Genomic DNA, 21,980 nt, shown 5'->3' with positions numbered 1-21,980 from the left:
CCCGCGGGTCATTCGACAACGATAGCAAACCCCCGCTGAGCGCTAATCCCGACGCCGTCACCCAGCGCGATCACTAGGCGCAGCCGCGCCATACCGGCCGTGTCCGTGACGCGGCACTGCCCCGGAACGCTGGAGCAGCGCCTTTGCCGCGGCCGCCTCTTCGGCCGAGAGCGCATCGTCGACACTGCAGCGATCCGCCACCCGGCTGGCGACCACGCGCCCATCGCGCAGAACCAGTCGCGCGCCCGGCTGCCGGGGCACCCGCTCGCCGGGCAGCAGCGTCCCGGCGAGATTCAACGGGTCGGACGCGCCCACGCAAATCAGTTCACCATCCGCAGGTCGCGCGCGGACCGCGCGCAACAGCCCCACGGCTTCGGGCAGCGCGTACTGCTCGCCCGACAGCCCGGCCACGAAACGGCCGCCGCGGATCTCGCCACGGGCTTCGAGCCGGCGATAGACCCGCACCAGCTCGCGCCACGGCGGCAGCCAGTCGGGTTCACGATCGAGGATCCGCCTGCAGACCACGCCGTAACGCCGCAGCAGCACGCGCGCGATGTGCTCCAGATCGTCGGCGTCGGGGCCGTCTTCGCCGCGCCTGGGCTGGCTCCAGCGCCCGGCATCGGCGATGCCGACCAACGGCCTCCCACGCCGTCGCCCGCCAGTGGCCGGCCGACGCGAGGGTGGCACCAGCAACGCGCGCAGTCCCGCGAAACTGTCGCAGTGCGCACGCCCGGCGGCGACCAGTTCAGACAGCCCGTCCTCCAACTCGGTCTGCAGCAGGCGCGTGTGCGCCTGCAGGTCGTCGAAGAACGACGCGCCATCCCGCGCCAGCACCTCGTCGACCCGACGCGCGCGCGAAGACAACGCCGCCGCCTCACCCGGCGCCGGCGCCAGGCGCATCCAGCGCGGGACATCCGGCCGCGGCAGCAGCGCGATCGGGATCTGGCGCAGGTGGCCGCCGCTCCCTTCGCCGGCACGCGGCCGCAGACGCAGCCATGCCAAACGCCCAGTGCTGCACAGCGCATCGAGCCAACCGGGCGAGAAGTCCGGCACCCGTGCCGGCAACAGATCCGCCTCCCATGCCGCCGCGGGCGCTTCGTAGCCTTCGAGCTGCGCCAGCACGCCGGGTAAGGCCTCGGCACCGCGCACGCGCCCGCTCCGCGACACGCGTTGCCAGTCGCACAGAAAGCGCACGTAGTCAGCCACCGGCACCGGCTCGATCTCGCGACGCAGGCGACCCAGCGTCTCGCGATGGATGCGGGCCAAGAGCCCGCGCTCGCACCACTCGAGCGGCCCGGCGGCGTCGCCGCAGAACCAGCCCTGCATGACGGTGCCCTCGTGCTCGAGGGCGTGCAGCGTCGGCAACACCGCTGACGCGGCCAGGCCGAGCGGTGCGGCCAATGCCTCGGCCGTCACCGGCCCGAGCCCACCCAGACGGGCGCGGACCAGTTCCAGCAGCGCGGCCTCGCGCGTCCACGCCACCGCGTACTCCACCGGCACCGTGACGTCAGGCTGGACCGCGGCGTCAGGATGCAACGCGCGTAGCAGCGGCAGTCGCTCGACCGCAACCCAGACCGCAGCCTCGCCGCCCACGGGCACGCGCGTTGCGCGCGCATCGCCGGCCAGTGCGGCAAGCAGCGCTGGCCAATGCGCGACGGCCGCCGCCTCATCCTCGGCGATGGCACCGAGCATCATCAGCGCATCGTGCATTTCGTCCGGCGTCACCGCGTCCGGCCACGCCTCGTCGCGCACCCGCGCGATCGCCGCGGGGTCGAGCCGCCCGAGGTCGTCCGTCGCGGCCGGATCGCACCAATCGCGCTGCTGCACCGCCTGGGTCCGGCGTTCCTCGAGGGGCGCATCATCGAGAAAGGCATAGGGGCGCGCGTTGATCGCCTCGGCGGCCAGCGGCGACGGCGCGGTCAACTCCCGCGCGAGCACCTCGATCCGGCCCGCCTCGACACCGCGGAGCACGGCCAGCCAGCCGGACGCGTCCATTGCGACCTCCAGGCAGTCGTACAGCGTCTGCGCGACCAGCGGGTGGTCGGGAATCTCGCGCTCGCCGACGATGTTCTCCAGGCACGCGACCTGGTCGGGGAACACTGCCGCGAGCAAGTCCTCGCTCTTCATCCGCTGCAGTTGCGGCGCGACCTTGCGGCCGCCGGTAAAGCGCGGCAGCGCGAGCGCGGTGGTCGCATTCCAGCGCCAGCGCACGCCAAACAACGGCGCGTCGAGCAGGGCCTGCACCAGCACCTCGCGCGCAGTCGCCGCGCGCAGATAGTCCATGACTTCGGCCAGCGGGAAGCTGTGGCTGGTCGAGAGCGACAGCACGATCGCATCCTCAGTCGCTGCCGCCTGCAGTTCGAAATTGAACTTGCGGCAGAAGCGCTTGCGCAGTGCCAGGCCCCATGCGCGGTTGATGCGGCTGCCGAACGGCGCATGCAGCACCAGTTGGGTGCCGCCAGTGGCGTCGAAGAAGCGCTCGAGCACCAGGCACGACTGCGTCGGCAGCGCCCCGAGCGCATCGCGTGCACGGCCCAGATAATTGACCAGTTGCGTGGCTGCCTCGACCGACACGCCCGCCTCGTCCTGCAGCCAGGCGTGGGCACGCAGATGGCCGGATCCCGCGCCCGGTGCATCGAGCAGGGCCTCGACCTGCGCACGCAGCCGCGCCACGCCCGCCGACAACGCGTCCGTACGCCTGGGCGCCTCGCCGATCCAGAACGGGATGTTCGGCGGCAGGCCCTGCGCATCCTCCACGCGCAGCCGCCCCGCCTCCACCCGCAAAATCCGGTAGCTGGCATTGCCCAGCTGGAACACGTCACCGGTCAAGCTCTCGACCGCGAAATCCTCGATGACGGTGCCGATCGACTGCGACTCGGGTTCGAGCAGCACCGTGTAGTCGCCGGTGTCGGGAATCGTGCCGCCGGACATCGTCGCGACCATGCGTGCCCCCTTGCGCCCCCGCAGCCGGCGATGCACCGCGTCGCGATGGACGTGGCCGGCGCGCGGCCCGTGGCGGCCAACGAAGCCCTCGGCCAGCATGCGCACGACCGCATCGAAGTCCACGCGCGCCAGGTCCCGATACGGCCACGCCCGACGCACCAGCGCGAACAGCGCGTCCTCGTCCCAATCCTGCATCGCGGTTTCGGCGACGATCTGCTGCGCCAGCACGTCGAGCGGCGCCGGCGGGATACGCACTGCGTCGAGTTCGCCGCGGCGCACGCAGTCGAGCAAGGCCGCGCACTCGACCAGTTCGTCGCGCGTGGTCGCCAGCAGCCGCGCCTTCGGCACACCGCCGACCTGATGCCGTGAGCGGCCCGCACGCTGCAGGAACGCAGCAATCGAGCGCGGCGAGCCGATCTGGCACACCAGGTCGACATCGCCGATATCGATGCCCAGCTCCAGCGACGCGGTGGCTACCAGCACCGTCAATTCGCCATGCTTGAGCCGCTGCTCGGCGTCGAGCCTGGCTTCGCGCGCCAGGCTGCCGTGGTGCGCGGCCACACGCTCGCGGCCCAGCAGCTCACCCAGGTGACGCGCCGCCCGCTCGGCCATGCGCCGCGTATTGACGAACACCAGCGTGGTCCGGTGCGCCTGCGTCAGTTCTGCGATGCGCTGATAGAGCTGCATCGCCTGGTCGTTCGACAGCACCGCCGACAGTGGCGTGGGCGGCAGTTCGAGCGCCAGGTCGCGCGAGCGGTCCAGCCCGACCTCGACGATGGTGCAGCCGTTGTTGTCCCTCGTCGCTGTGCCGGCAGCGCCCTCGCCCTCCCCCGCATGCGGGGACGAGTTAGGCTGGGCCTGCGCAGTTGCTGCGATGTCCCCACCGCGCTCACCGACCAGGAACCGGGCCACCGTGCCGATCGGCGTCTGCGTCGCCGACAACCCGACCCGCTGCAGCCGCCGGCCGCACAGCGCCTGCAGCCGTTCCAGCGTCAAGGTCAGATGGCTGCCGCGCTTGTCGCCGGCCACCGCATGGATCTCGTCGACGATCACGCTGCGCACGTCCCCGAGCATCGCCCGCCCCGACACCGAGCCCAGCAACACGTACAGCGACTCGGGTGTGGTCACCAGGATGTGCGGCGGCCGCCGGCGCATCCGCGCACGCTCGGCCTGCGGCGTATCGCCGGTGCGTACCGCCGTGCGGATCCCGACGTCCGGCAGCCCCATCGCCGTCAGCGCCGCAGCGATGCCGGCCAGCGGCGCCTCCAGGTTGATGCGCACGTCGTTCGACAGCGCCTTGAGCGGCGACACATAGACCACCCGCGTCGTGTCCGGCAGCGTCCCGCCGGCCTCGAGGCCCTCGCGTACCAGCCCGTCGATCGCGACCAGGAATGCCGTCAGCGTCTTGCCCGACCCCGTCGGCGCCGACACCAGCACATCGTGCCCGGCCGCGATCGCCGGCCACGCCGCGACCTGCGCCGGCGTCGGCACCGCGAACGTGTCGCCGAACCACTGCGCGACGGCGGGATGGAGGGTGTCGAGGGGCATGGACGAAGGCGTCGCCAGTCAGCGCGAGCTGCACCCGCGAGAGTGCTACGGATATGCGACCGCCGGATGCAGGCTTCAACAGCGCTGCGCGCCGCGTTCAGCGGCTACCACACGCCTGCACGATGCAGCGCCCAAAGCCTGCTTGATCCGCGCCGCGCACCACGCTTCCGATTGCGTTGCTGAGGCGCACGCTACGCATCGTCCATTCCAGGCAGCGCCTTCAGGATCGACTCACAGGATTGCGCAAGCGCGGATCGCCGGCGCACATCCGGCCGCCTGCGGTGTTGGCGCTCCCGTCGATGGAATGGTGGGTCGTGATGGATTCGAACCATCGACCAGCGGATTAAAAGTCCGATGCTCTACCGACTGAGCTAACGACCCATCGACGGGCGGCATGCGCCCGGTCAGCGCATCCTGGCCACCAGTGAGGCGGAGGACGCCTGCCGCCCTTGGGCGGCACCGGCACAGGCCGGAGGCGCATTGTACCGGACAGGGGCCGCCGTCTGCAGCGGCGCGCGGCCAGTCACGCCGTTAGGCCTGCGGGCCCCCGACGAGCGCGCGCCCCTGCTCGGTCAAGTCGATGTCCCCGTCCTCGGCCAAGACGGCATAGCCGGCACGCACGGCCCAGTCGGTCTCGGCCTCGGTGATCGGCGTGGTGGCGTCGATATCGCGCAGGATCCGCAACTGGTCGTCGGTCAGGGGCATCGGTGGTGTCCGCGTGTGGAGTCCACGCCCACGGTACGCACGCGCCGTGACAGGCACGTCGCGGCGCCGCCTGGAGCGCGCGATCGCGCAGGTGTGCACCCGATATCACGCAGGGCGAGCGCGACACACGCGTATATGGGCGATGTCCGCATGCGATCGGCGGGCAATAGGCGCCACCGACCGGCCAGCCGGCGCCCGCGAACGATGCCGGCTCAGCCGGCGATGGTCGGCACGTAGTGCGTCGGATCGGGCGCGCCCGCGGAGGCGAAGCCATCGGCGCGCAGCCGGCAGGCGTCGCAATGGCCGCAGGCGTGGCCCTGTGCATCGGCGCGGTAGCACGAGACGGTCAGCCCGAAGTCCACGCCCAGGCGCAGGCCTTCGCGGACGATGTCCGCCTTGCTCATGTGCTGCAGCGGCGCGTGAACGCGGATGCCGGCCCCCTCGACGCCTGCCTTGGTCGCCAGGTTGGCCAGCCGTTCGAACGCGGCGACGAACTCCGGCCGGCAGTCCGGGTAGCCCGAGTAGTCGACCGCGTTGACGCCGCAGAACAGGTCGGCCGCGCCGATCACTTCTGCCCAGCCCAGCGCCAGCGACAGCATGATCGTGTTGCGGGCCGGCACGTAGGTGACCGGGATGCCCACGCTGCCGGCCTCGGGAACTTCGATGTCGTCGGTCAGCGCCGAGCCGCCAAACGCGCGCAGGTCGACGTCGACGGTCTTATGGGCCACCGCGCCCAGCGCAGTCGCCACGCGCGCGGCCGCGTCGAGCTCGGAGGTGTGACGTTGTCCGTAACGCACGCTCAGCGCGTGGACCGCGAAGCCCTGCTCGCGGGCGATGGCGACGACGGCGGCGGAATCCATGCCTCCGGACAACAGGACAACGGCGTTCTTCATGGGGGAGCAAACGAGGGGAATCGAGGAATCGAGAAGCCTAGCAGCCACAGCGCCACGCGCCGGGTCCTCGCACGGAACGCAGTCGCCCGCGCGTCACCGCCGGCCGTGGAACCGCGTCGCGTATCGCGCGATCATCGCCCCGGCTCGTCGTTCCACAGCAGCTTGTGCAACTGCATCTGGAACTTGACCGGCAGGCGATCGGCCACGATCCAGTCGGCGAGGTCGCGCGCGGAGATTTCGCCCTTGCTTGGGGAAAACAGCACATCGCAGCGCTGGTGCAGGCCGCGTTCGAGGACGAGATCGCGGGCCCATTCGTAGTCGGTGCGCGAGCAGATCACGCACTTGATCTGGTCGTGCGCGGTCAGCAACGCCAGGTTGTCCCACAGGTTGCGGTGGGCCTCGCCGGAGCCCGGCGTCTTGATGTCGACAACGCGGCTTACGCGCGGGTCGACGTCGGACACATCGAGCGCGCCCGAAGTTTCGAGCGAGACCTGGTAGCCGGCATCGCACAGGCGCTTGAGCAGGCCGATGCAACGCTTCTGCGCCAGCGGCTCGCCGCCGGTCACGCAGACATGGCGCACGCCCTGGCGGGCGACCTCGTCGAGGATCGCGTCGATCGTCCACCACTGACCACCGTGGAAGGCGTAGGCGGTGTCGCAATAGCCGCAGCGCAGCGGGCAGCCGGTCAGGCGCACGAACACCGTGGGCCAGCCTGCGTCGCGGGCCTCGCCCTGCAGCGACAGGAAGATCTCGGTGAGCTTGAGCCGGTCGGCCGCGGATGCGGCGACCGCATCGGGCGCGACGGCGGTCATGGGATCAGCGCAAGCGCGAGAGCTGGATCGCGCGCAGCCGGTCGGCTGCCGTGCGGGCGGCATCGCTGCCCGGATACTGCTTGCCGACCTCGGCCAACGTCGCTTCGGCCGCTTCGAGGTTCTTCAGGCCGTACTGCGACAGACCGACCTTGAGCAGGGCGCCGGGCGCCTTGTCGCTGGTCGGATAGCGCTGCAGCAGCGCGCGGAACTGTTCCTCGGCCAAGGCGTAGTTCTGGGTCACGTAGTAGCTCTCGCCCAGCCAGTACAGCGCATTGGGCGCGTAGCTGCCCTGCGGGTGCTGGGCCAGGAAGGCCTGGAACAACGTCGCCGATTCGGCGTAGTCGCCATTGCGCAGCGCGGCGAACGCCTGCTCGTAGGCACCACGCTCATCGGCCGGTGCCTGCGCCGTCGCCGGCGGCGCGTCCGACGGCTGCGTGCCGGCGCCGTCCTGGGATGGGGTCGGCGCGGCACCGACGGCCCCACGCCCGAGTTCGGGCAGTTCCATGCCACCGGCACCGCCGGCACCGCCTCCGGCGCCTTCGAGCCGGTTGAGCCGGCCGTCGATGTCCAGGTACTGGCTGCGGTTGCTGTTCTTGAGCTGTTCGTTCTGCTGCTGCAGCTCCTCGACCTGCGAGCGCAGGGCGACCAGTTCCTGCCGCAGCTGGTTGACCTGGTTGAGCAGGTCCATGTTCGCGCTGGTGTCTCCCGAGCGGGCTTCCAGCGCGGCAACGCGGTCGGCCAGGCTCGCGCGCTGCGCGGACGCGGGCGCGGCGACCACGAGGGTCGCCGCGAACGCAACTGGGAGCACCAGCCAGTGACGCATCGAGCGCATCAGCGGGCGGTGTAGATGATCTCGACGCGACGATTGCGGGCCCAGCAATCCTCGTTCGACTCGGTGCACACCGGACGCTCTTCGCCGTAGCTCACGACGGCCAGCTGGGCAGCCGAGCCACCGTTGGCCTGCAGTGCCGAGGACACACCATTGCCACGGCGCTCGCCCAGGCCCTGGTTGTACTCGCGGCTACCGCGCTCGTCGGCGTGGCCTTCAAGCGAGATGCGCGCCGAGCTGCGGTCGCGCAAGTACTTGGCGTGGCAGCTGACGATGGCCTGGAACTCCGGACGCAGCGAGTCCTGATCCAGATCGAAGTACACCACGCGCTGGCGCAGGCAGGCGTCGCTGTCCAGGTCGGCCGGCGTGTAGGCACCCGCGGTCGACGGGGTCGGCGCGACCGTGCCGGTGGACGGACCGGTCGCGACCGGCGCTTCTTCCTTCACCTTCTTGGAACACGCGACGGCGGCGGTGCAGAGCAGCGCTGCCAGCATCACACGGGTGGTCGTCTTCATCTCGTCGATCCTTGGTTATGTCGAATCAGGGCAGTGAGTATTGTTGTGAAGGACGTGCAGGCAGCGTCAGCGCTGTTCCCGGAACGGACCCCATGCCGGTTCGCGCACATCACCATCGGCGAGGACGAGGCGCTGGCGTACCCGGCCATCCGAAGAGACCGCATACAGCACACCCCTACGTCCCTCGCGCGCCGCGTACAGGACCATGCCGGCGTTCGGAGCGAAACTCGGCGATTCGTCGAGCGATCCGGGCGACAGCGTGGACCAGCGGGGCGACCCCAGGCTGCGATCCAGCAGTGCAATACGGTACACGTTGCCCGACCCTTGCGCCACGACGATTTTCTTGCCATCGAAGGAGACCGACGGGTCGGCGTTGTAGCTGCCCTCGAACGTCACCCGGGTGGCGTTGCCGCCGCTCGCCGGCGCTTGGTAGACCTGCGGCCGCCCGCCCCGGTCGGAGATGAAGTACAGGCTGGCGCCATCGGGCGCCCAGACCGGCGAGGTGTCGATCGCGAAGTGATTGGTCACCTGGGTCAGCGCCTTGCTGCCCAGGTCCATGACGTAGATCTCGGGATTGCCGCTGCGCGAGAGCGACAGCGCCAAGCGACGGCCGTCGGGGGAGAACGCCGGGGCGCCGTTGATGCCACGGAAGCTGGAGACCAGTTCGCGGCCGCCGGTGGAGATGTCCTGGATGTAGATCGCCGAGTTGCCACGTTCGAAGCTCACGTAGGCGATGCGGCGGCCGTCCGGGCTCCATGCCGGCGAGAGCAGCGGCTCGTTGGAGCGCACCACAGTCTGCGGGTTGTGGCCGTCGGAATCGGCGACGACCAGCGCATAACGGGCGTTCTGCCCCAGCCCAGTCTGGGTCACGTAGGCGATCCGGGTCCAGAACGCACCGCGCACGCCGGTGATCTTCTCGTAGATCGCGTCGGCCATCTGGTGGGCGACGTCGCGCATCGCATTGGCGCGTGCGGTCATCGCCAGGCCGAGCATGCGCTCCTGCTTGGCGACGTCGAACAGCTCGTACTCGACGCGGTAGCCACCGCCGCCGGCGTCGACGACCCGGCCCACGACCAGGAAGTCCTGGCGCAGCGCGCGCCACGTCGGGTACTGGACCTCGCTGCCACGGGTCGGGCGCTCGACGATGTCGCGGTCGGGCAGCGTGCGGAACTGACCGGAGCGGTCGAGGTCGGCGCGGATCACCGCGGCCACGTCGGTATCGGGTGCAGTGCCGCTGCCCTGGTAGGGCATCGGGACGACCGCGATCGGCATCGCCTGCGCGCTGCCGCCGGTGATATCGATCTCCAGCCCCTGCTGTTGCGCGCTGGCCATCATCGGCAGTGCGAGCGCGAACAGGGCGATCAGACAACGGATCAGGATGGGTTTCATCGGCCTACCGGACATGAGAATGGGAAAAGAGACCCGCGCAGCTTGGCCGCTGCGCGGCGCAACAGGATGAATCCGGGCGCAATCATGGCGCGCCGCTGGTGAAGGTGATGACGAGTTGACGCTCGAACACCCGCTCGAAGCCCGAATACGGCAGCGGGGAGGCCCGGTACACCGCCTCAAGCAGGGATTGCCGGGCCTTGGCGTCGAACCCGCACTCGCGCACCGGCTCGACCGACACGACATCGCCGCCAGGCAACTGCCGGACCAGCACCCGGCACCGCACGTCCCCGACGATGTCGGGTTTGCGCCACTGGCTCTGCACGGCCTGATGCAAGGCCATCCGATACCGGGCCTCGAGCCCGTCGTCGGCGCGGCCAGCCACGGGTGTGGTCAGGCCGCACACCGCCAGCACGCTCACTGCGAACGCCGCCCTGGCAGTCGAGACCGGACCTGGCATCGTCAATCCTGCGCGGTGAAGTTGAAGTTGAGCCTGCGGTTGAAGACCGATTCGAAGCCGGCGTAAGGCAGCGGCTCGGCGGCGCGCACCGCGGCCTCGACCGAACGCCGGCCCTGGGCGTCGTACGGGCACGACGGGTCGAATTCAACGTTGATCACCTCGCCGCCCGGCAACTGGGTGATGTACAGGCGGCAGCGTTGACCCAACTGCACGTTGTCGGGCCGACGCCAGTTGCGGCGCACCGCTTCCTGGATCGCCGCCGCGTACTTGGCGGCCAGGCCGCTGTCGCCGTCGGGACGGCCGGGCGGCGGACTCGCCGCCGACGCCGCGGCGGACGCCGCGGCGCGCTCGGCCGCCTGGCGCGCCTCGCGGTCGGCGATCTGCTTGAGCCGCTGCTCGGCCAGGCGCGCTTCGCGCTGGGCCTTCTCGCGTTCGGCGCGCAGCTTCTCCAGTTCCTGGCGGGCAAGCCGGCGTTTCTCCTCGGCCTCCTGCTGCTTCTGCTGCTCGGCCAGCTCGATCTGCGCCTGCCGGCGCTTTTCCTCCTGCTCCCGCTCGCGCGCCTCGGCAGCCTGCGCCTCACGACGCACGGCATCCTGGGAGACGGTGTCGGGCTTGGGCACGACCTCCTGGGGCGTCGGCTGGCGACGCTCGACCGCATCCTCGGGACGCGGCTCGGGCAGCGGCTGCGGCGGCGCGGCAACCGGCTCGGGTTCCGGCTCGGGCAGGGGCTCGACGACGGGCTCGGGCGTGGGCGCTGGCACCGGCTCCGGTGCAGGTTCGGGCACGGGCTCGGCGACCGGCTCGGGGCGGCTGGCAAGCGCGCGTCGGTCGGCCGCGCTCAACGCATTGGGGTCGATGACGTCCGCCGAAACCGGAGAACCGGCGGCTGAGGTCGGGCGCGACGACGCGCTCCACAGTGCGCCGAGCAGGATCAGCCCGAACAGCAGCACGTGGACCAGGATCGCCAGCCCGACTGCGATCGCGTCGTCGGTGCGCGATTCACGCATTCAGTTTGCGCCCTCCTGCGGGCGGCTGATCAGACTGACCTTGGAGATGCCGGCCTCGTTGATGAGGTCGATGGCATTCATGATGCGCTGGTAGCTGGCGGCGCCATCGCCGTTGACCAGGATCGTGGCCTCCGGGTTCTGCGTGTGGATACCGCGCAAGCGTGCGACCAGGTCCTCGCGCGTGACCGAGGTGTTCTGCTGCTCGACCATCAGCGCCAGCTGGCCGTCGGGATAGACGCTGACGACCACTGGGTCCTTCGGCGTACCGAGCGACTTGGCGCGCGAATCGGGCAGGTTGATGTCGGTGCCCAGGTTCATCAGCGGCGTGGTGACCATGAAGATGATCAGCAGCACCAGCATCACGTCGATGTAGGGCACGACGTTGATTTCGTTCTTGAGCTTGCGCCGCTTGGCACGGCGAAGGGAGATCGACGACATGGCGGGGTCCGGGTTCGTGGACGGTCCAGCGACCGCCCGGCGCGGCTGGGGTCAGTCGGCGCCGGTCTGACGTTCGAGGATCGAGGAGAACTCGTCGGAGAAGGCCTCATAGCGCGTGGCGATGCGCTCGACCTTGGTCGCGAAGCGGTTGTAGGCCCACACCGCCGGGATCGCCGCGAACAGGCCCATCGCGGTCGCGATCAGCGCCTCGGAGATGCCCGGCGCGACGGTGGCGATGGTGGCCTCCTTGACGCTGGCCAGGCCGTGGAACGAGATCATGATCCCCCACACCGTGCCCAGCAGACCGACGTACGGCGCGATCGAGCCGACGTTGGCGAGGAACTCGAGATTGCGTTCCAGGCCGTCGAGCTCGCGGGCACCGGCCACACGCATGCCGCGCTGCGCGCCCTCGAGCTGGGTGCGGCTGTCGATGCCGCGACGCTGGCGCTGGCGGGAGTACTCGCGGTAGCCGGCCTCGAAGATCGCCTCCAGCCCCTCGATCTCACGGCTGCGCTCGGTCGCCGAACTGTAGAGCTTGCCGATCTCGGCGCCCGACCAGAAACGCTCCTCGAAGCGGTCGGCCTCTTTTTCTGCGCGGTCGAGCATGCGCTTCTTGCGGAAGATGATGACCCACGAGGAGATCGACGCCAGTAACAGCAGCAGCATCACCAACTGCACCGGTATCGAGGCGTGCAGGATCAGGTCGAGGATGCTCAGATCGTTGGGCAGCGGCGCAGTCGCGGCAGCGGCCGCACCGGTGTTCGCCAGCTCGGTGGCGCCGGCGGTGGCCTCCTCGGGCAGGGCCTGCACCTGGGCGGCGGACTGCAACAGCACGGGCATTGGGCTCATCCAGGATTACTCCGCTGACGTTTCGAGTGACTTGAGTTGGGTATACAGCGCTTCGGGCAACGCACGCGGACGGAAATCCGCCGCCGACAGCGCGGCCACGCGTACCTCGGCATCGACCAGCAGCACGCCCTCGCGACAGATCCGCTGGACGAACACCGCGCTCGCGCGTCGACACTGACGCAGCACCACTTCGACCTCCAGCGCATCGTCCAGGCGCGCAGGACTGCGGAAATCGATCCGCATCGCGCGCACCGCGAACATCGTGCCGTGGTCATCCTGCAACGAGGTCTGACCATGACCGTGGGCACGTAACCACTCGCTGCGTGCGCGCTCCATGAAGGCGACGTACTGCGCGTGATAGACGACCCCGCCAGCGTCGGTATCTTCCCAGTAGACGCGTGTCGGCCAACTGAATACCGGTGAACCGGCACCGGAGGTGGGAGATCGGGAAGTCATGGGGTGTGGCTCACGGTCGGTGGTGTCGAGCGGATCGTGGGGCCATCAGAACAATGCCCCTGAGTCTCCATTTCCCAGTTCGGGCGCCTTCGGGCGCAGCCCCAGGTGCAGGTAGGCCTTGCGCGTGGCCATGCGACCGCGCGCGGTGCGCACCAGAAAGCCCTGCTGGATCAGATACGGTTCGATCACGTCCTCGAGCGTGCCGCGTTCTTCGCTGAGCGCGGCGGCCATCGACTCGACGCCGACCGGGCCGCCATCGAAGTTCTCGATGATCAGCTGCAGCAGGCGCCGGTCGAGCTCGTCGAACCCCTCCGGGTCGACCTTGAGCATCTGCATCGCGGCGTGCGCGACGGCGTGGTCGATGCGGCCGCCGGCGCGGACCTGGGCATAGTCGCGCACCCGCCGCAGCAGACGGTTGGCGATGCGCGGGGTGCCGCGCGCGCGCCGCGCGATCTCCGCCGCACCTTCCGGTTCGCACGCCATCCCCAGGATCTGTGCCGAGCGCCGGACGATGCGGGTCAGCTCCTCGGTGCTGTAGAACTCGAGGCGCTGGACGATGCCGAAGCGATCGCGCAACGGTGCGGTCAGCAGACCGGCGCGGGTCGTCGCGCCAATCAGCGTGAACGGCGGCAGGTCGATCTTGATCGAGCGCGCGGCCGGGCCCTCGCCGATCATGATGTCGAGCTGGAAGTCCTCCATCGCCGGGTACAGGACTTCCTCCACGACCGGCGACAGGCGATGGATCTCGTCGATGAAGAGCACATCGTGCGGCTGCAGGTTGGTCAGCAGCGCAGCCAGGTCGCCGGCCTTCTCGATCACCGGGCCCGAAGTCACGCGCAGCGCCACGCCCAGTTCGTTGGCGATCACATGACTGAGCGTGGTCTTGCCCAGGCCAGGCGGCCCGAACACCAGCACGTGGTCCAGCGCCTCGCGGCGCTGCCGGGCGGCCTCGATGTAGATCGACAACTGCTCGCGGACCGGCTGCTGGCCGAGGTAGTCGTCCAGCCGCTGCGGCCGGATGCTCGCCTCGACGGCGTCGTCCTCGTGGGTGGCGTCGGCGGCGATGATGCGGTCCTGGGTCATCCCGGCATGATCGCACGCCACCCCCCGAACCAGAACCGGGGTCAGCGGCGCATGGCCTCGGCGGCCAGTGCGAAGCTGTGACGGCGGGCGTCGTGATCGAAGATGTTGGCGGTGAGCATCAGCTCGTCCGGGCGGTGCCGGGCAACGAAGTCGGCGATACCCTCGCGCACATCGGTCGGGTCGCCGACCACCGAGCACGCCAGGGCCTGGGCGACCATGGCCTTCTCCGCCGGATTCCAGATCGCGTCGATGTCGTCGATCGGCGGCGGGATCAACCCCGGCATCCCGCGGCGCAGGCGCACGAAACTCTGTTGCTGGGTGGTGAACAGCCGCTGCGCCTCGGCGCGGGTGTCGGCCGCGACGACGTTGAGTGCGAGCATCGCATGCGGCTGCTGCAGCCGCTGGGATGGGCGGAAGTCCCGGTGATAGAGCGCAAGCGCCTCGGTCATCGCGGCCGGTGCGAAGTGCGAGGCGAATGCATAGGGCAGGCCCAGCGAGGCGGCCAGCTGCGCGCCGAACAGGCTCGAGCCGAGGATCCAGACCGGCACATCCAGTCCGGCACCGGGGACGGCCTGCACGGGCTGACCCGGCCTGGCCGGCTCAAAGTAGCGCAGCAGTTCCATGACGTCGGACGGGAAGGCGTCCGCGCCCGCGTAGTAGCGGCGCAGGGCCTGGGTGGTCGCCTGGTCGGTGCCGGGGGCGCGGCCCAAGCCGAGGTCGATACGTCCGGGATACAGCGATGCGAGCGTGCCGAACTGCTCGGCGACCTGCAGCGGCGCGTGGTTGGGCAGCATCACGCCGCCGGCGCCGACCCGGATCGTCGAGGTGCCGCCGGCGATGTGGCCGATCAGCACGGCCGTCGCGGCGCTCGCGATGCCGGGCATGTTGTGATGCTCGGCCAGCCAGTAGCGGCGGTAGCCCAGGGCCTCGGCGTGGCGGGCGAGGTCGAGCGAGCGGGCGAACGAGTCGGCGGGCGTCGAGCCTTCGGTGACGGGCGCGAGGTCGAGGACAGAGTACGGAATCATCGGGGGGCCTGGAGGGGGCATGCTCAGGGACATGGGGCCCGAGCCGTCGAACTCCATGGCCGGCGGGTGGAACGCTGCCTTGCGGTTGCCGTAACGGCGTGCTGGACGCCGCGCTTTCGTCCGAGCCGCATCGCAGGTCTTCTCGGGCGCCGATGGACGCGTCGATCGACGCCGTGGCGGTCGGATACGCCTCGCGCTTACTTCGTGCTCCGAGCGGTCAGCCGTCCATCACCACGCGGTTGCGGCCGCCGGCCTTGGCCAGGTAAAGCCGGCGATCGGCTTCGGCCAGCAGCCGGTGCAGGTCATCGCCGACGGACGCGGCGCACACGCCGATGCTGACGGTCATCCGCAGATCGCCGCCGCGCACCGGCACCCGCAGGTTCTCGACGCAGCCGCGCAGGCGCTCGAAGTACGCGGCCAGCGCCTCGGTATCGAGCCCGGGCACCAGCAGGCAGAACTCCTCGCCGCCAAAGCGCGCGATCAGGTCCTGCGGGCGAGCATGCGCCGACAGGGCGTTCGCCAGCGCTCGCAGCGCATGGTCGCCGGTCTCGTGCCCCCAGCTGTCGTTGATGTGCTTGAAGTGGTCGACATCGAGGATCGCCATCGCCACCGATGTCCCGCCGTCCTGCAGGGCGGGCAGCTGCTGCTCGGTGCGCTCGAGAAAGCAGCGCCGGTTGGGCAGGCCGGTCAGGAAATCGCGCGTCGCCAAGTCCTGCAGGCTGCCGATGAGCTCGAGCTGATCGACGTTCTGCGAGACACGGCAGAAGAACTCCTCGCGCGAATAGGGCTTGCGCAGGAAATCGTTGGCGCCGTTCTTGAGGAAACGGGCGACCAGGTCGGCATCCTCGCAGCCCGACACGCCGATCACCGCGACCCGATCGCGGGCGCGCAGCGCGCGCAGGCGCCGCGTCACTTCCACGCCCTGCATGCCCGGCATCTCCTCGTCGATCAAGGCCAGGCGGATCGTCGGGTCGGCTTCGAGCGCACGCAGCGCGGCATCGCCCTCGGCGGCCTGCACCACCCGATAGCCGAACATCTCCAGCAACCAGGCGGTGCGCTCGCGCGCCGAGGCCGAATCGTCGACCACCAGTGCCGAGATCCGCCGATTGCGCTCGAGCCGCTGCACCAGCCAGACGATGTAATCCAGACTGCCGGGCGTGCTCTTGAGCACGAAGTCGATCACCTGCCGGCGCAGCAACCGGTCGCGCAGTTCGCGGTCGTAGACACCGCTGACGACGACCGTGGCCAGGCCACGGGCCAGGAAGAAATCGACCACCGAGTCGCGATCGCCGTCGGCCAGCACCAACCCGGTCAACACCAGGAACCAGTCGTTGTGGGCGTCGAGCGCCCGCTCGGCCTCGGCCAGCGATCCGGCCACGGTCACCGGCAGTTCGAGCCGGCTCTCGATGGTGCCGGCGACGGCCTGGGTGTAGGCACGCGAGTTCTCCACCAGCAGCACGCGCTGCGGCAGGGGCGAGGTCGGGATCCTGGGCAGGAGCGCGTGCATGCGGTTCGGCGTCCGACGGTACTCGCCGACGTTATCGGCCGACGGCGGGCGCGCTTGAACGCGACACTGCGTCGCACCCGCCCGGCGGGTGCGTGCTGTCCGGCTAGATATGCACCTGCGATCCGAGCTCGACGAGGCGGTTGCCGGGGATGCGGAAGAAGCCCGTGGCCGGCGCCGCGTTGCGATGCATCAGCGCGAACAGCTTGTCGCGCCAGACCGGCATGCCCCGCCGCGGCGTCGCCACCACGGTCTCGCGGCTGGTGAAGTAGGTGGTGTCCATCGGGTCGATCACGATGCCGTCCTCCACGTCCCCACAGCGCATCAGCGCCATCGGCACGTCCGGCGTCTCCATGAAGCCGAAGCGCAGGGTGATGCGATGGAAATCGTCGCCGACCGGATCGATCCGCAATCGGCGCGCAGGCGCCGCATACGGCACGGCGAGCGTTTCGACGGTCAGGAACACGTTGCGCTCGTGCAGCACCTTGTTGTGCTTGAGGTTGTGCATCAGCGCCTGCGGCACGACGCCGCGGTCGGCGGTCAGGAACACCGCGGTGCCCGGCACCCGGACCGGCGGGGCGAGCATCAGGCCCGGCAGGAAGGTATCCAGGCGAATGCCCTCCTTCTGGATCTCGTCGCGCAGCAGCTGACGGCCGCGCCGCCAGGTCCTGAGCAGCGTGAACAGCGTGATGCCCAGCACCAGCGGAAACCAGGCGCCCTGCAGCACCTTGGCACCGTTGGCGATGACGAAGGCGACATCGATCAGGATGAACACCGCGCACGAGGGCAGCACCCAGCGCCGCCAGCGCGGCCACAGTGCCCGCGCGACCACGATCAGCAGCAACGTATCGATGAGCATCGTCAGCGAGACCGAGATGCCGTAGGCCGCCGCCAGCGCCGAGGAGGTCTGGAACGTGAGCACCAGCGCGATCACCACCACCGCCATCGCCCAGTTCACCCCGGGGATGTAGATCTGGCCGATAGTGTCGCTGGAGGTGTGGCGCACATGCATGCGCGGGATGTAGCCCAACTGCATCGCCTGCCGAGCGACCGAGAAGCCGCCGGTGATCACCGCCTGCGACGCGATCACCGTCGCCGCGGTGGCCAGCACGATCATCGGCCAGCGTGCCCACTCGGGCACGCCGACGTAGAACGGGTTGCGGATCGCTGCCGGGTCCTCGAGCACCAGCGCGCCCTGCCCCAGGTAATTGAGCATCAGCGCCGGCAGCACGAAGAAGTACCAGGCATAGCGGATCGGGCGCGCACCGAAGTGGCCCATATCGGTATAGATCGCCTCGCCGCCGGTCACCGCAAGCACCACCGCACCGAGAATGAACACCCCGCCCCAACTGTGCTCGACAAAGAACCGCCCCGCCCACCACGGATTGAGCGCATGCAGCACCTCGGGCGCGTGCAGGATGTTGAGCACGCCCAGCATCGCGAGCGAGGCGAACCACAGCACCATGATCGGGCCGAACACCCGCCCCACCTTCGTGGTGCCGAACCGCTGGGTCGCAAACAGGATGCCGAGCACGAGCACGGTGATCGGAATGATCCACGCATGCAGGCCCGGCGCCACGACCTCCAGGCCTTCGACCGCCGACAGCACCGAAATCGCCGGTGTGATGACGCCGTCGCTGAAGAACAGCGACGCGCCGAAGACGCCGAGAATGCCGACCAGATACGCAGACTTCCCGCCCTTGGCCAGGCAGCGCTGGGCCAGCGCCATCAGCGCCATGATGCCGCCCTCGCCGTCGTTGTCGGCGCGCAGAATGATGGTGACGTACTTGTAGGTCACCACGATCGTCAGCGACCAGAAGATCATCGACAGCACGCCGAGCACGGTGTCGTGATCGGCCACCAAACCGTAATGCGACGAGAACGCCTCGCGCAGGGTGTACAGCGGACTGGTGCCGATGTCGCCGAACACGACGCCGATCGCCCCGGCGACCAGCCCCGCCAGGCCGATCTGGCCATGGGTCTGCGGGTGGCCGGGCGGACTGCGCGGATCGGGCGCCGCCTGGCGCGTGGACTGGGTCATGACGTGGGGGCCCCTGACGGGCGGTGGGTCAGCGAAGCGCGGACTGTAGCGCTTTGCGGATGATGATTTCGGCCGCATCGCCATCACGCGCCGCGGCCTTCGCCATCTTCGCCGCCTCGGCCGGTTTGTACCCCAATTGCTGCAGGGCGACGGTCGCCTCCGATAACGGATCGGCAGGCCCGGTACGCCCGGCCACCGCCCCACCCGCGCCGCCCAGGTCGGCGACCCGATCGCGCAGTTCGACCACGATCCGCTCGGCGGTCTTCTTGCCGATCCCCGGAATCCGGGTCAGCGCCGTGACGTCGCCGGCCTGGACCAGTTGCGCGAACGCATCGACGCTGACTCCCGACAGCACAGCGAGCGCGATCTTGGCGCCGATCCCGCTGACCTTCTGCACATCGCGGAACAGCCGGCGCTCGGACTCGTGCAGGAAGCCGTACAGCGAGACGGTGTCCTCCTTGTGCGCGTAGTGCGTGAACAGCGCGACCTCGCGCCCGACCTCGGGCAGGTCGTAGAACGTGCTCATCGGGGCTTCCAACTCATATCCCACCCCGCCCACATCGACGACCAGCCAGGGGGGAGCCTTGTGCACGAGTTTGCCGCGCAGTCTTCCGATCATGGAGCGCCTCCGGCCGCGGGCCGGTCATGAAACATGGGGAGGGGGGCGGACAAGGCCGCGATGTCGCTCATTTCCTGCTCCAGGCCTGACGCGCGTCGAGCCCCAGTCGGCCGGCCGTCGCACGGACGTGGGCATGGGTGATCGCCACCGCCAGCGCATCGGCAGCGTCGGCCTGCAACTTGCCGGTCAGCCCGAGCATCAGGCCGACCATGTGCTGGACCTGGCCCTTCTCGGCGCTGCCACGACCGACGACCGCGAGCTTGATCTCGCTGGCCGCATACTCGTGGACCGGCAGGTCGCGCAGCACCACCGCGCCGATCGCCGCCCCGCGCGCCTGACCGAGCTTGAGCGCCGAGTCGGGATTGCGCGACATGAACACCCGTTCGATCGCCACCTCGTCGGGCCGGTGGAGCTCGACCAGTTCGCCCAGCCCGACCAGCAGGCGGCGCAGCCGTGCCGGGAAATCGCCGGCCGACAGCAGCGACAGCGGCGCGTGATGCACATGCGTGACGCGGCCGGCCGCATCGACGTCGATGATGCCCACCCCCGTGCGCTGCGAGCCGGGATCGATGCCAAGAATGCGGGTCATCGGCGACGGATCACCGGCGCCGTCAGGCGCCGTCCAGCGACGCTTGATCCACGTTCGAGTACACGTCCTGGACGTCGTCGAGGTCCTCGAGCAGGTCGAGCAGCTTGCGGACCTGCTGCGCGGTCTCGGCATCGACCGCGACGTCGTTGTCGGCGCGGAACGTCAGCTCGGCGTGCTCGGGGGCGAGGCCGGCGGCGGCCATCGCCTCGCGCACCGCAGCGAAATCCTCGGGCGCGGTGATCACGTCGATCGCGCCGTCCTCGGGATAGACGACCACATCGTCCGCGCCGGCCTCGATCGCGACCTCGGTGATCCGTTCCTCGTCGGCGCCGGCGTCGTAGCTGAGCACGCCCAGGCGCTTGAACATGAAGGCCACCGAGCCATCGGTACCGAGGTTGCCGCCGCACTTGCCGAAGGCATGACGCACGTCGGCCACGGTGCGGACCTTGTTGTCGGTCAAGGCGTCGACGATGACCGCCACGCCGCCCGGCGCGTACCCCTCGTAGCGGATCTCCTCGTACTCGACCCCTTCCAGTTCGCCGGTCGCCTTCTTGATCGCGCGCTCGACCACGTCCTTGGACATGTTCTGCGCCATGCCCTTGTCGATGGCGACGCGCAGGCGCGGATTGTTGGCCGGATCGCCGCCGCCGGCACGTGCGGCGACGCCGATCTCGCGGATGATCTTGGTGAAGATCTTGCCGCGCTTGGCGTCGGTCGCATTCTTGCGGGCCTCGATCGAAGGTCCTCGTCCCATGGTCGTTCTTTTCAGCGTCGAAGGCGCGATTTTAGCGCGCGAAGCGGCCTACGCGCAGGAACGCAGCGGTCTGGGACACCGCCGGGGAGGAGAACAGCAGGCCGCTGTGGCTGGCGTGGACGACCACGTGGTCGGTCAACCCCGGCGCGCGCGTCTCGGCCACCGCCACGGTGCCGTCGTGTGGGCCATCGAAGCGCGCGAACAACGCCCCCAGCCCGCGCGGGACCCGGCCGGCGACCATCCCGACCGCGACCTGCGGCGGCCACCGGGCGCAGCCGGTGAGCAGGATGTCGGCGCTGCGGCCGAAGTACAGCCGCGAGATCGGCCACCGCGACAGCGCGGCAGCGGCGCCGCTGCCGCACACCGGCGAGCCCAAGCAGACCACGCGCCCGACCGGCAGGTCCGGCGCCTGCGCCAGCGCCTGCAGCGCCACCAGGCCGCCGAGGCTGTGCCCGACCAGATGCGCTGGCCCGCCGCGACGCACCTGCGCGAGCAGGCCATCGACCGCGGCCTGCGGCCCACCGGTGACGCTGGGGTAACCGAAGATCTCCGGCGCGAACCCCGCCGCCGCCAGGCGGCGTGCAAAGCGCCGCATCGTCAGACCGACCATCCAGATGCCGTGCAGCAGCACGACACGTTGAGGCCCGTTGCTCATGCGGCCATGTCCAGCAGACCCGTCGCCTGCCGCCAGGCCCGCGGCGACAGCCCGCTGCGGGCCTTGAACGCCCGCGACAGCGCCGCCTCGCTGCCGTAGCCGACTTCGTCGGCGATCACCTTCAGCGGCCGGCCGCGCCGCAGCGCCCGCTGCGCAAGCGCGATCCGCCAATCCTGCAGGTACTGGCCCGGGGTCTGCCCGAGCGCCTCTCGGAAGCTCTGCGCGAAGGCACTGCGCGACATCCCCGCAGCCTGTGCCATCGATGCCAGCGTCCAGCCGCGCGCCGGCGCCTGGTGCAGCGCGACCAGTGCGCGCCGTAGCCGCGGGTGCGCCATGCCCGCCAGCAGTCCGCCGCGCAGGCCGCCCGATTCCAACTGCTGGCGCAGCACCTGGACCAGCAGCGCCTCGATCAGCCGATCGAGCAGCACCGTGCGCCCGCAGCGGCCGTCGAAGGCCTCCTCGAACACCAGCGCGAACAGCCCGGCCGAGCCCGGCACCGCGTCGGCGGGCAGCCACAGCACGGCGGGCAAGGCCCGCACCAGCGGATTGTCGGCGCCGCCCTCCAAGCGCAGCCGCGCGGCGAGCACGCGCGCTCCGGGTTCGGTGATGACCTCGTCGGCCAGGATGCGCTGGGGGACGAGCAGGAGGCCGGGGCCGGCCATCGGCTGCGACTGCGCAGCCAAGCGCAACGCACCGGCCGCCACGAGCCACAGCGCGCCGTCGTCGTGGCTGCCAACCTCGCCAGGGCCGGCGTCGACATCGGCGGTGATCCGGAACCGATCCAGCAGCACGGCCAGCCGATCCACCATTGCAGGACTCCAGGCCAAGTTTCCTGGACTTGGCATGCCCAAACGTATCAGCGAACCGCG

General features: G+C 70.0%; 21 protein-coding genes and 1 tRNA gene. All 22 read right to left on the bottom strand.

Annotated features, from left to right (window positions below; all coding sequences use genetic code 11):
- Window positions 1–57: 57 nt before the first annotated feature.
- The 22 genes from ABE505_RS14025 to ABE505_RS13920 all read right to left on the bottom strand — a co-directional run bounded on the left by ABE505_RS14025 (window position 58) and on the right by ABE505_RS13920 (window position 21,920).
- Window positions 58–4,491: a DEAD/DEAH box helicase gene (locus ABE505_RS14025; protein WP_346441573.1), complete on the bottom strand. Its 4,434-nt coding sequence runs from the start codon at window positions 4,489–4,491 to the stop codon at window positions 58–60.
- A gap of 305 nt (window positions 4,492–4,796) precedes the next feature.
- Window positions 4,797–4,872, bottom strand: a tRNA-Lys gene (locus tag ABE505_RS14020).
- 150 nt (window positions 4,873–5,022) lie between these two features.
- Window positions 5,023–5,196, bottom strand: a complete 174-nt coding sequence (locus ABE505_RS14015; RefSeq protein WP_346441574.1) for a hypothetical protein — start codon at window positions 5,194–5,196, stop codon at window positions 5,023–5,025.
- A gap of 212 nt (window positions 5,197–5,408) precedes the next feature.
- On the bottom strand, window positions 5,409–6,089 hold the full coding sequence (gene queC / locus ABE505_RS14010) for a 7-cyano-7-deazaguanine synthase QueC (RefSeq protein WP_346441575.1): 681 nt from the start codon (window positions 6,087–6,089) through the stop codon (window positions 5,409–5,411).
- A gap of 131 nt (window positions 6,090–6,220) precedes the next feature.
- Window positions 6,221–6,901, bottom strand: a complete 681-nt coding sequence (queE, locus tag ABE505_RS14005; protein WP_346441576.1) for a 7-carboxy-7-deazaguanine synthase QueE — start codon at window positions 6,899–6,901, stop codon at window positions 6,221–6,223.
- A gap of 4 nt (window positions 6,902–6,905) precedes the next feature.
- Window positions 6,906–7,724 carry a tol-pal system protein YbgF gene (gene ybgF, locus ABE505_RS14000; RefSeq protein ID WP_346441874.1) on the bottom strand — a complete coding sequence of 273 codons (819 nt, stop codon included), beginning with the start codon at window positions 7,722–7,724 and terminating at the stop codon, window positions 6,906–6,908.
- 8 nt (window positions 7,725–7,732) lie between these two features.
- Window positions 7,733–8,245 (bottom strand): peptidoglycan-associated lipoprotein Pal, encoded by a 513-nt coding sequence (gene pal, locus ABE505_RS13995; protein WP_346441577.1) that lies wholly within the window; start codon window positions 8,243–8,245, stop codon window positions 7,733–7,735.
- 66 nt (window positions 8,246–8,311) lie between these two features.
- Entirely contained in the window at window positions 8,312–9,634 is a 1,323-nt protein-coding gene (gene tolB / locus ABE505_RS13990) for a Tol-Pal system beta propeller repeat protein TolB (RefSeq protein WP_346441578.1), read from the bottom strand.
- An 82-nt stretch (window positions 9,635–9,716) separates the two neighbouring features.
- Entirely contained in the window at window positions 9,717–10,091 is a 375-nt protein-coding gene (locus tag ABE505_RS13985) for a cell envelope integrity protein TolA (RefSeq protein ID WP_346441579.1), read from the bottom strand.
- Window positions 10,092–10,093: 2 nt separating this feature from the next.
- Window positions 10,094–11,098 carry a cell envelope integrity protein TolA gene (tolA, locus tag ABE505_RS13980; protein WP_346441580.1) on the bottom strand — a complete coding sequence of 335 codons (1,005 nt, stop codon included), beginning with the start codon at window positions 11,096–11,098 and terminating at the stop codon, window positions 10,094–10,096.
- Window positions 11,099–11,536, bottom strand: a complete 438-nt coding sequence (gene tolR, locus ABE505_RS13975) for a protein TolR (protein ID WP_241944079.1) — start codon at window positions 11,534–11,536, stop codon at window positions 11,099–11,101.
- A gap of 51 nt (window positions 11,537–11,587) precedes the next feature.
- Entirely contained in the window at window positions 11,588–12,385 is a 798-nt protein-coding gene (gene tolQ / locus ABE505_RS13970; protein WP_346441581.1) for a protein TolQ, read from the bottom strand.
- Window positions 12,386–12,391: 6 nt separating this feature from the next.
- Complete coding sequence (gene ybgC, locus ABE505_RS13965; RefSeq protein ID WP_346441582.1) at window positions 12,392–12,841, bottom strand: tol-pal system-associated acyl-CoA thioesterase; 450 nt, start codon at window positions 12,839–12,841, stop codon at window positions 12,392–12,394.
- A 45-nt stretch (window positions 12,842–12,886) separates the two neighbouring features.
- Window positions 12,887–13,924 carry a Holliday junction branch migration DNA helicase RuvB gene (ruvB, locus tag ABE505_RS13960; RefSeq protein WP_346441583.1) on the bottom strand — a complete coding sequence of 346 codons (1,038 nt, stop codon included), beginning with the start codon at window positions 13,922–13,924 and terminating at the stop codon, window positions 12,887–12,889.
- A 41-nt stretch (window positions 13,925–13,965) separates the two neighbouring features.
- Window positions 13,966–14,949, bottom strand: coding sequence for an LLM class flavin-dependent oxidoreductase (locus ABE505_RS13955; RefSeq protein ID WP_346441584.1), 984 nt, complete (start codon window positions 14,947–14,949; stop codon window positions 13,966–13,968).
- A 217-nt stretch (window positions 14,950–15,166) separates the two neighbouring features.
- Window positions 15,167–16,456, bottom strand: a complete 1,290-nt coding sequence (locus ABE505_RS13950; RefSeq protein ID WP_346441585.1) for a diguanylate cyclase — start codon at window positions 16,454–16,456, stop codon at window positions 15,167–15,169.
- A 103-nt stretch (window positions 16,457–16,559) separates the two neighbouring features.
- The gene (locus ABE505_RS13945) at window positions 16,560–18,422 is read right to left on the bottom strand and encodes a potassium transporter Kup (protein ID WP_346441875.1); all 1,863 of its coding nucleotides are present in this window, start codon (window positions 18,420–18,422) and stop codon (window positions 16,560–16,562) included.
- A 100-nt stretch (window positions 18,423–18,522) separates the two neighbouring features.
- Window positions 18,523–19,113, bottom strand: a complete 591-nt coding sequence (gene ruvA / locus ABE505_RS13940) for a Holliday junction branch migration protein RuvA (protein ID WP_346441586.1) — start codon at window positions 19,111–19,113, stop codon at window positions 18,523–18,525.
- 67 nt (window positions 19,114–19,180) lie between these two features.
- Window positions 19,181–19,702, bottom strand: a complete 522-nt coding sequence (gene ruvC / locus ABE505_RS13935) for a crossover junction endodeoxyribonuclease RuvC (RefSeq protein WP_183426630.1) — start codon at window positions 19,700–19,702, stop codon at window positions 19,181–19,183.
- A 22-nt stretch (window positions 19,703–19,724) separates the two neighbouring features.
- Entirely contained in the window at window positions 19,725–20,456 is a 732-nt protein-coding gene (locus tag ABE505_RS13930) for a YebC/PmpR family DNA-binding transcriptional regulator (protein ID WP_346441587.1), read from the bottom strand.
- Window positions 20,457–20,487: 31 nt separating this feature from the next.
- On the bottom strand, window positions 20,488–21,111 hold the full coding sequence (locus ABE505_RS13925; RefSeq protein WP_346441588.1) for an alpha/beta hydrolase: 624 nt from the start codon (window positions 21,109–21,111) through the stop codon (window positions 20,488–20,490).
- Window positions 21,108–21,920: an AraC family transcriptional regulator gene (locus ABE505_RS13920; protein ID WP_346441589.1), complete on the bottom strand. Its 813-nt coding sequence runs from the start codon at window positions 21,918–21,920 to the stop codon at window positions 21,108–21,110. Before ABE505_RS13920 ends, ABE505_RS13925 begins: the two co-directional genes overlap by 4 nt.
- Window positions 21,921–21,980: the final 60 nt, after the last annotated feature.

Origin of the sequence: Luteimonas sp. TWI382 (assembly GCF_039674545.1) — a bacterium.
GTDB lineage: Bacteria > Pseudomonadota > Gammaproteobacteria > Xanthomonadales > Xanthomonadaceae > Luteimonas.
Note: the sequence above shows the minus strand (reverse complement) of the source record. Positions and strands in the feature narration are given on the sequence as shown.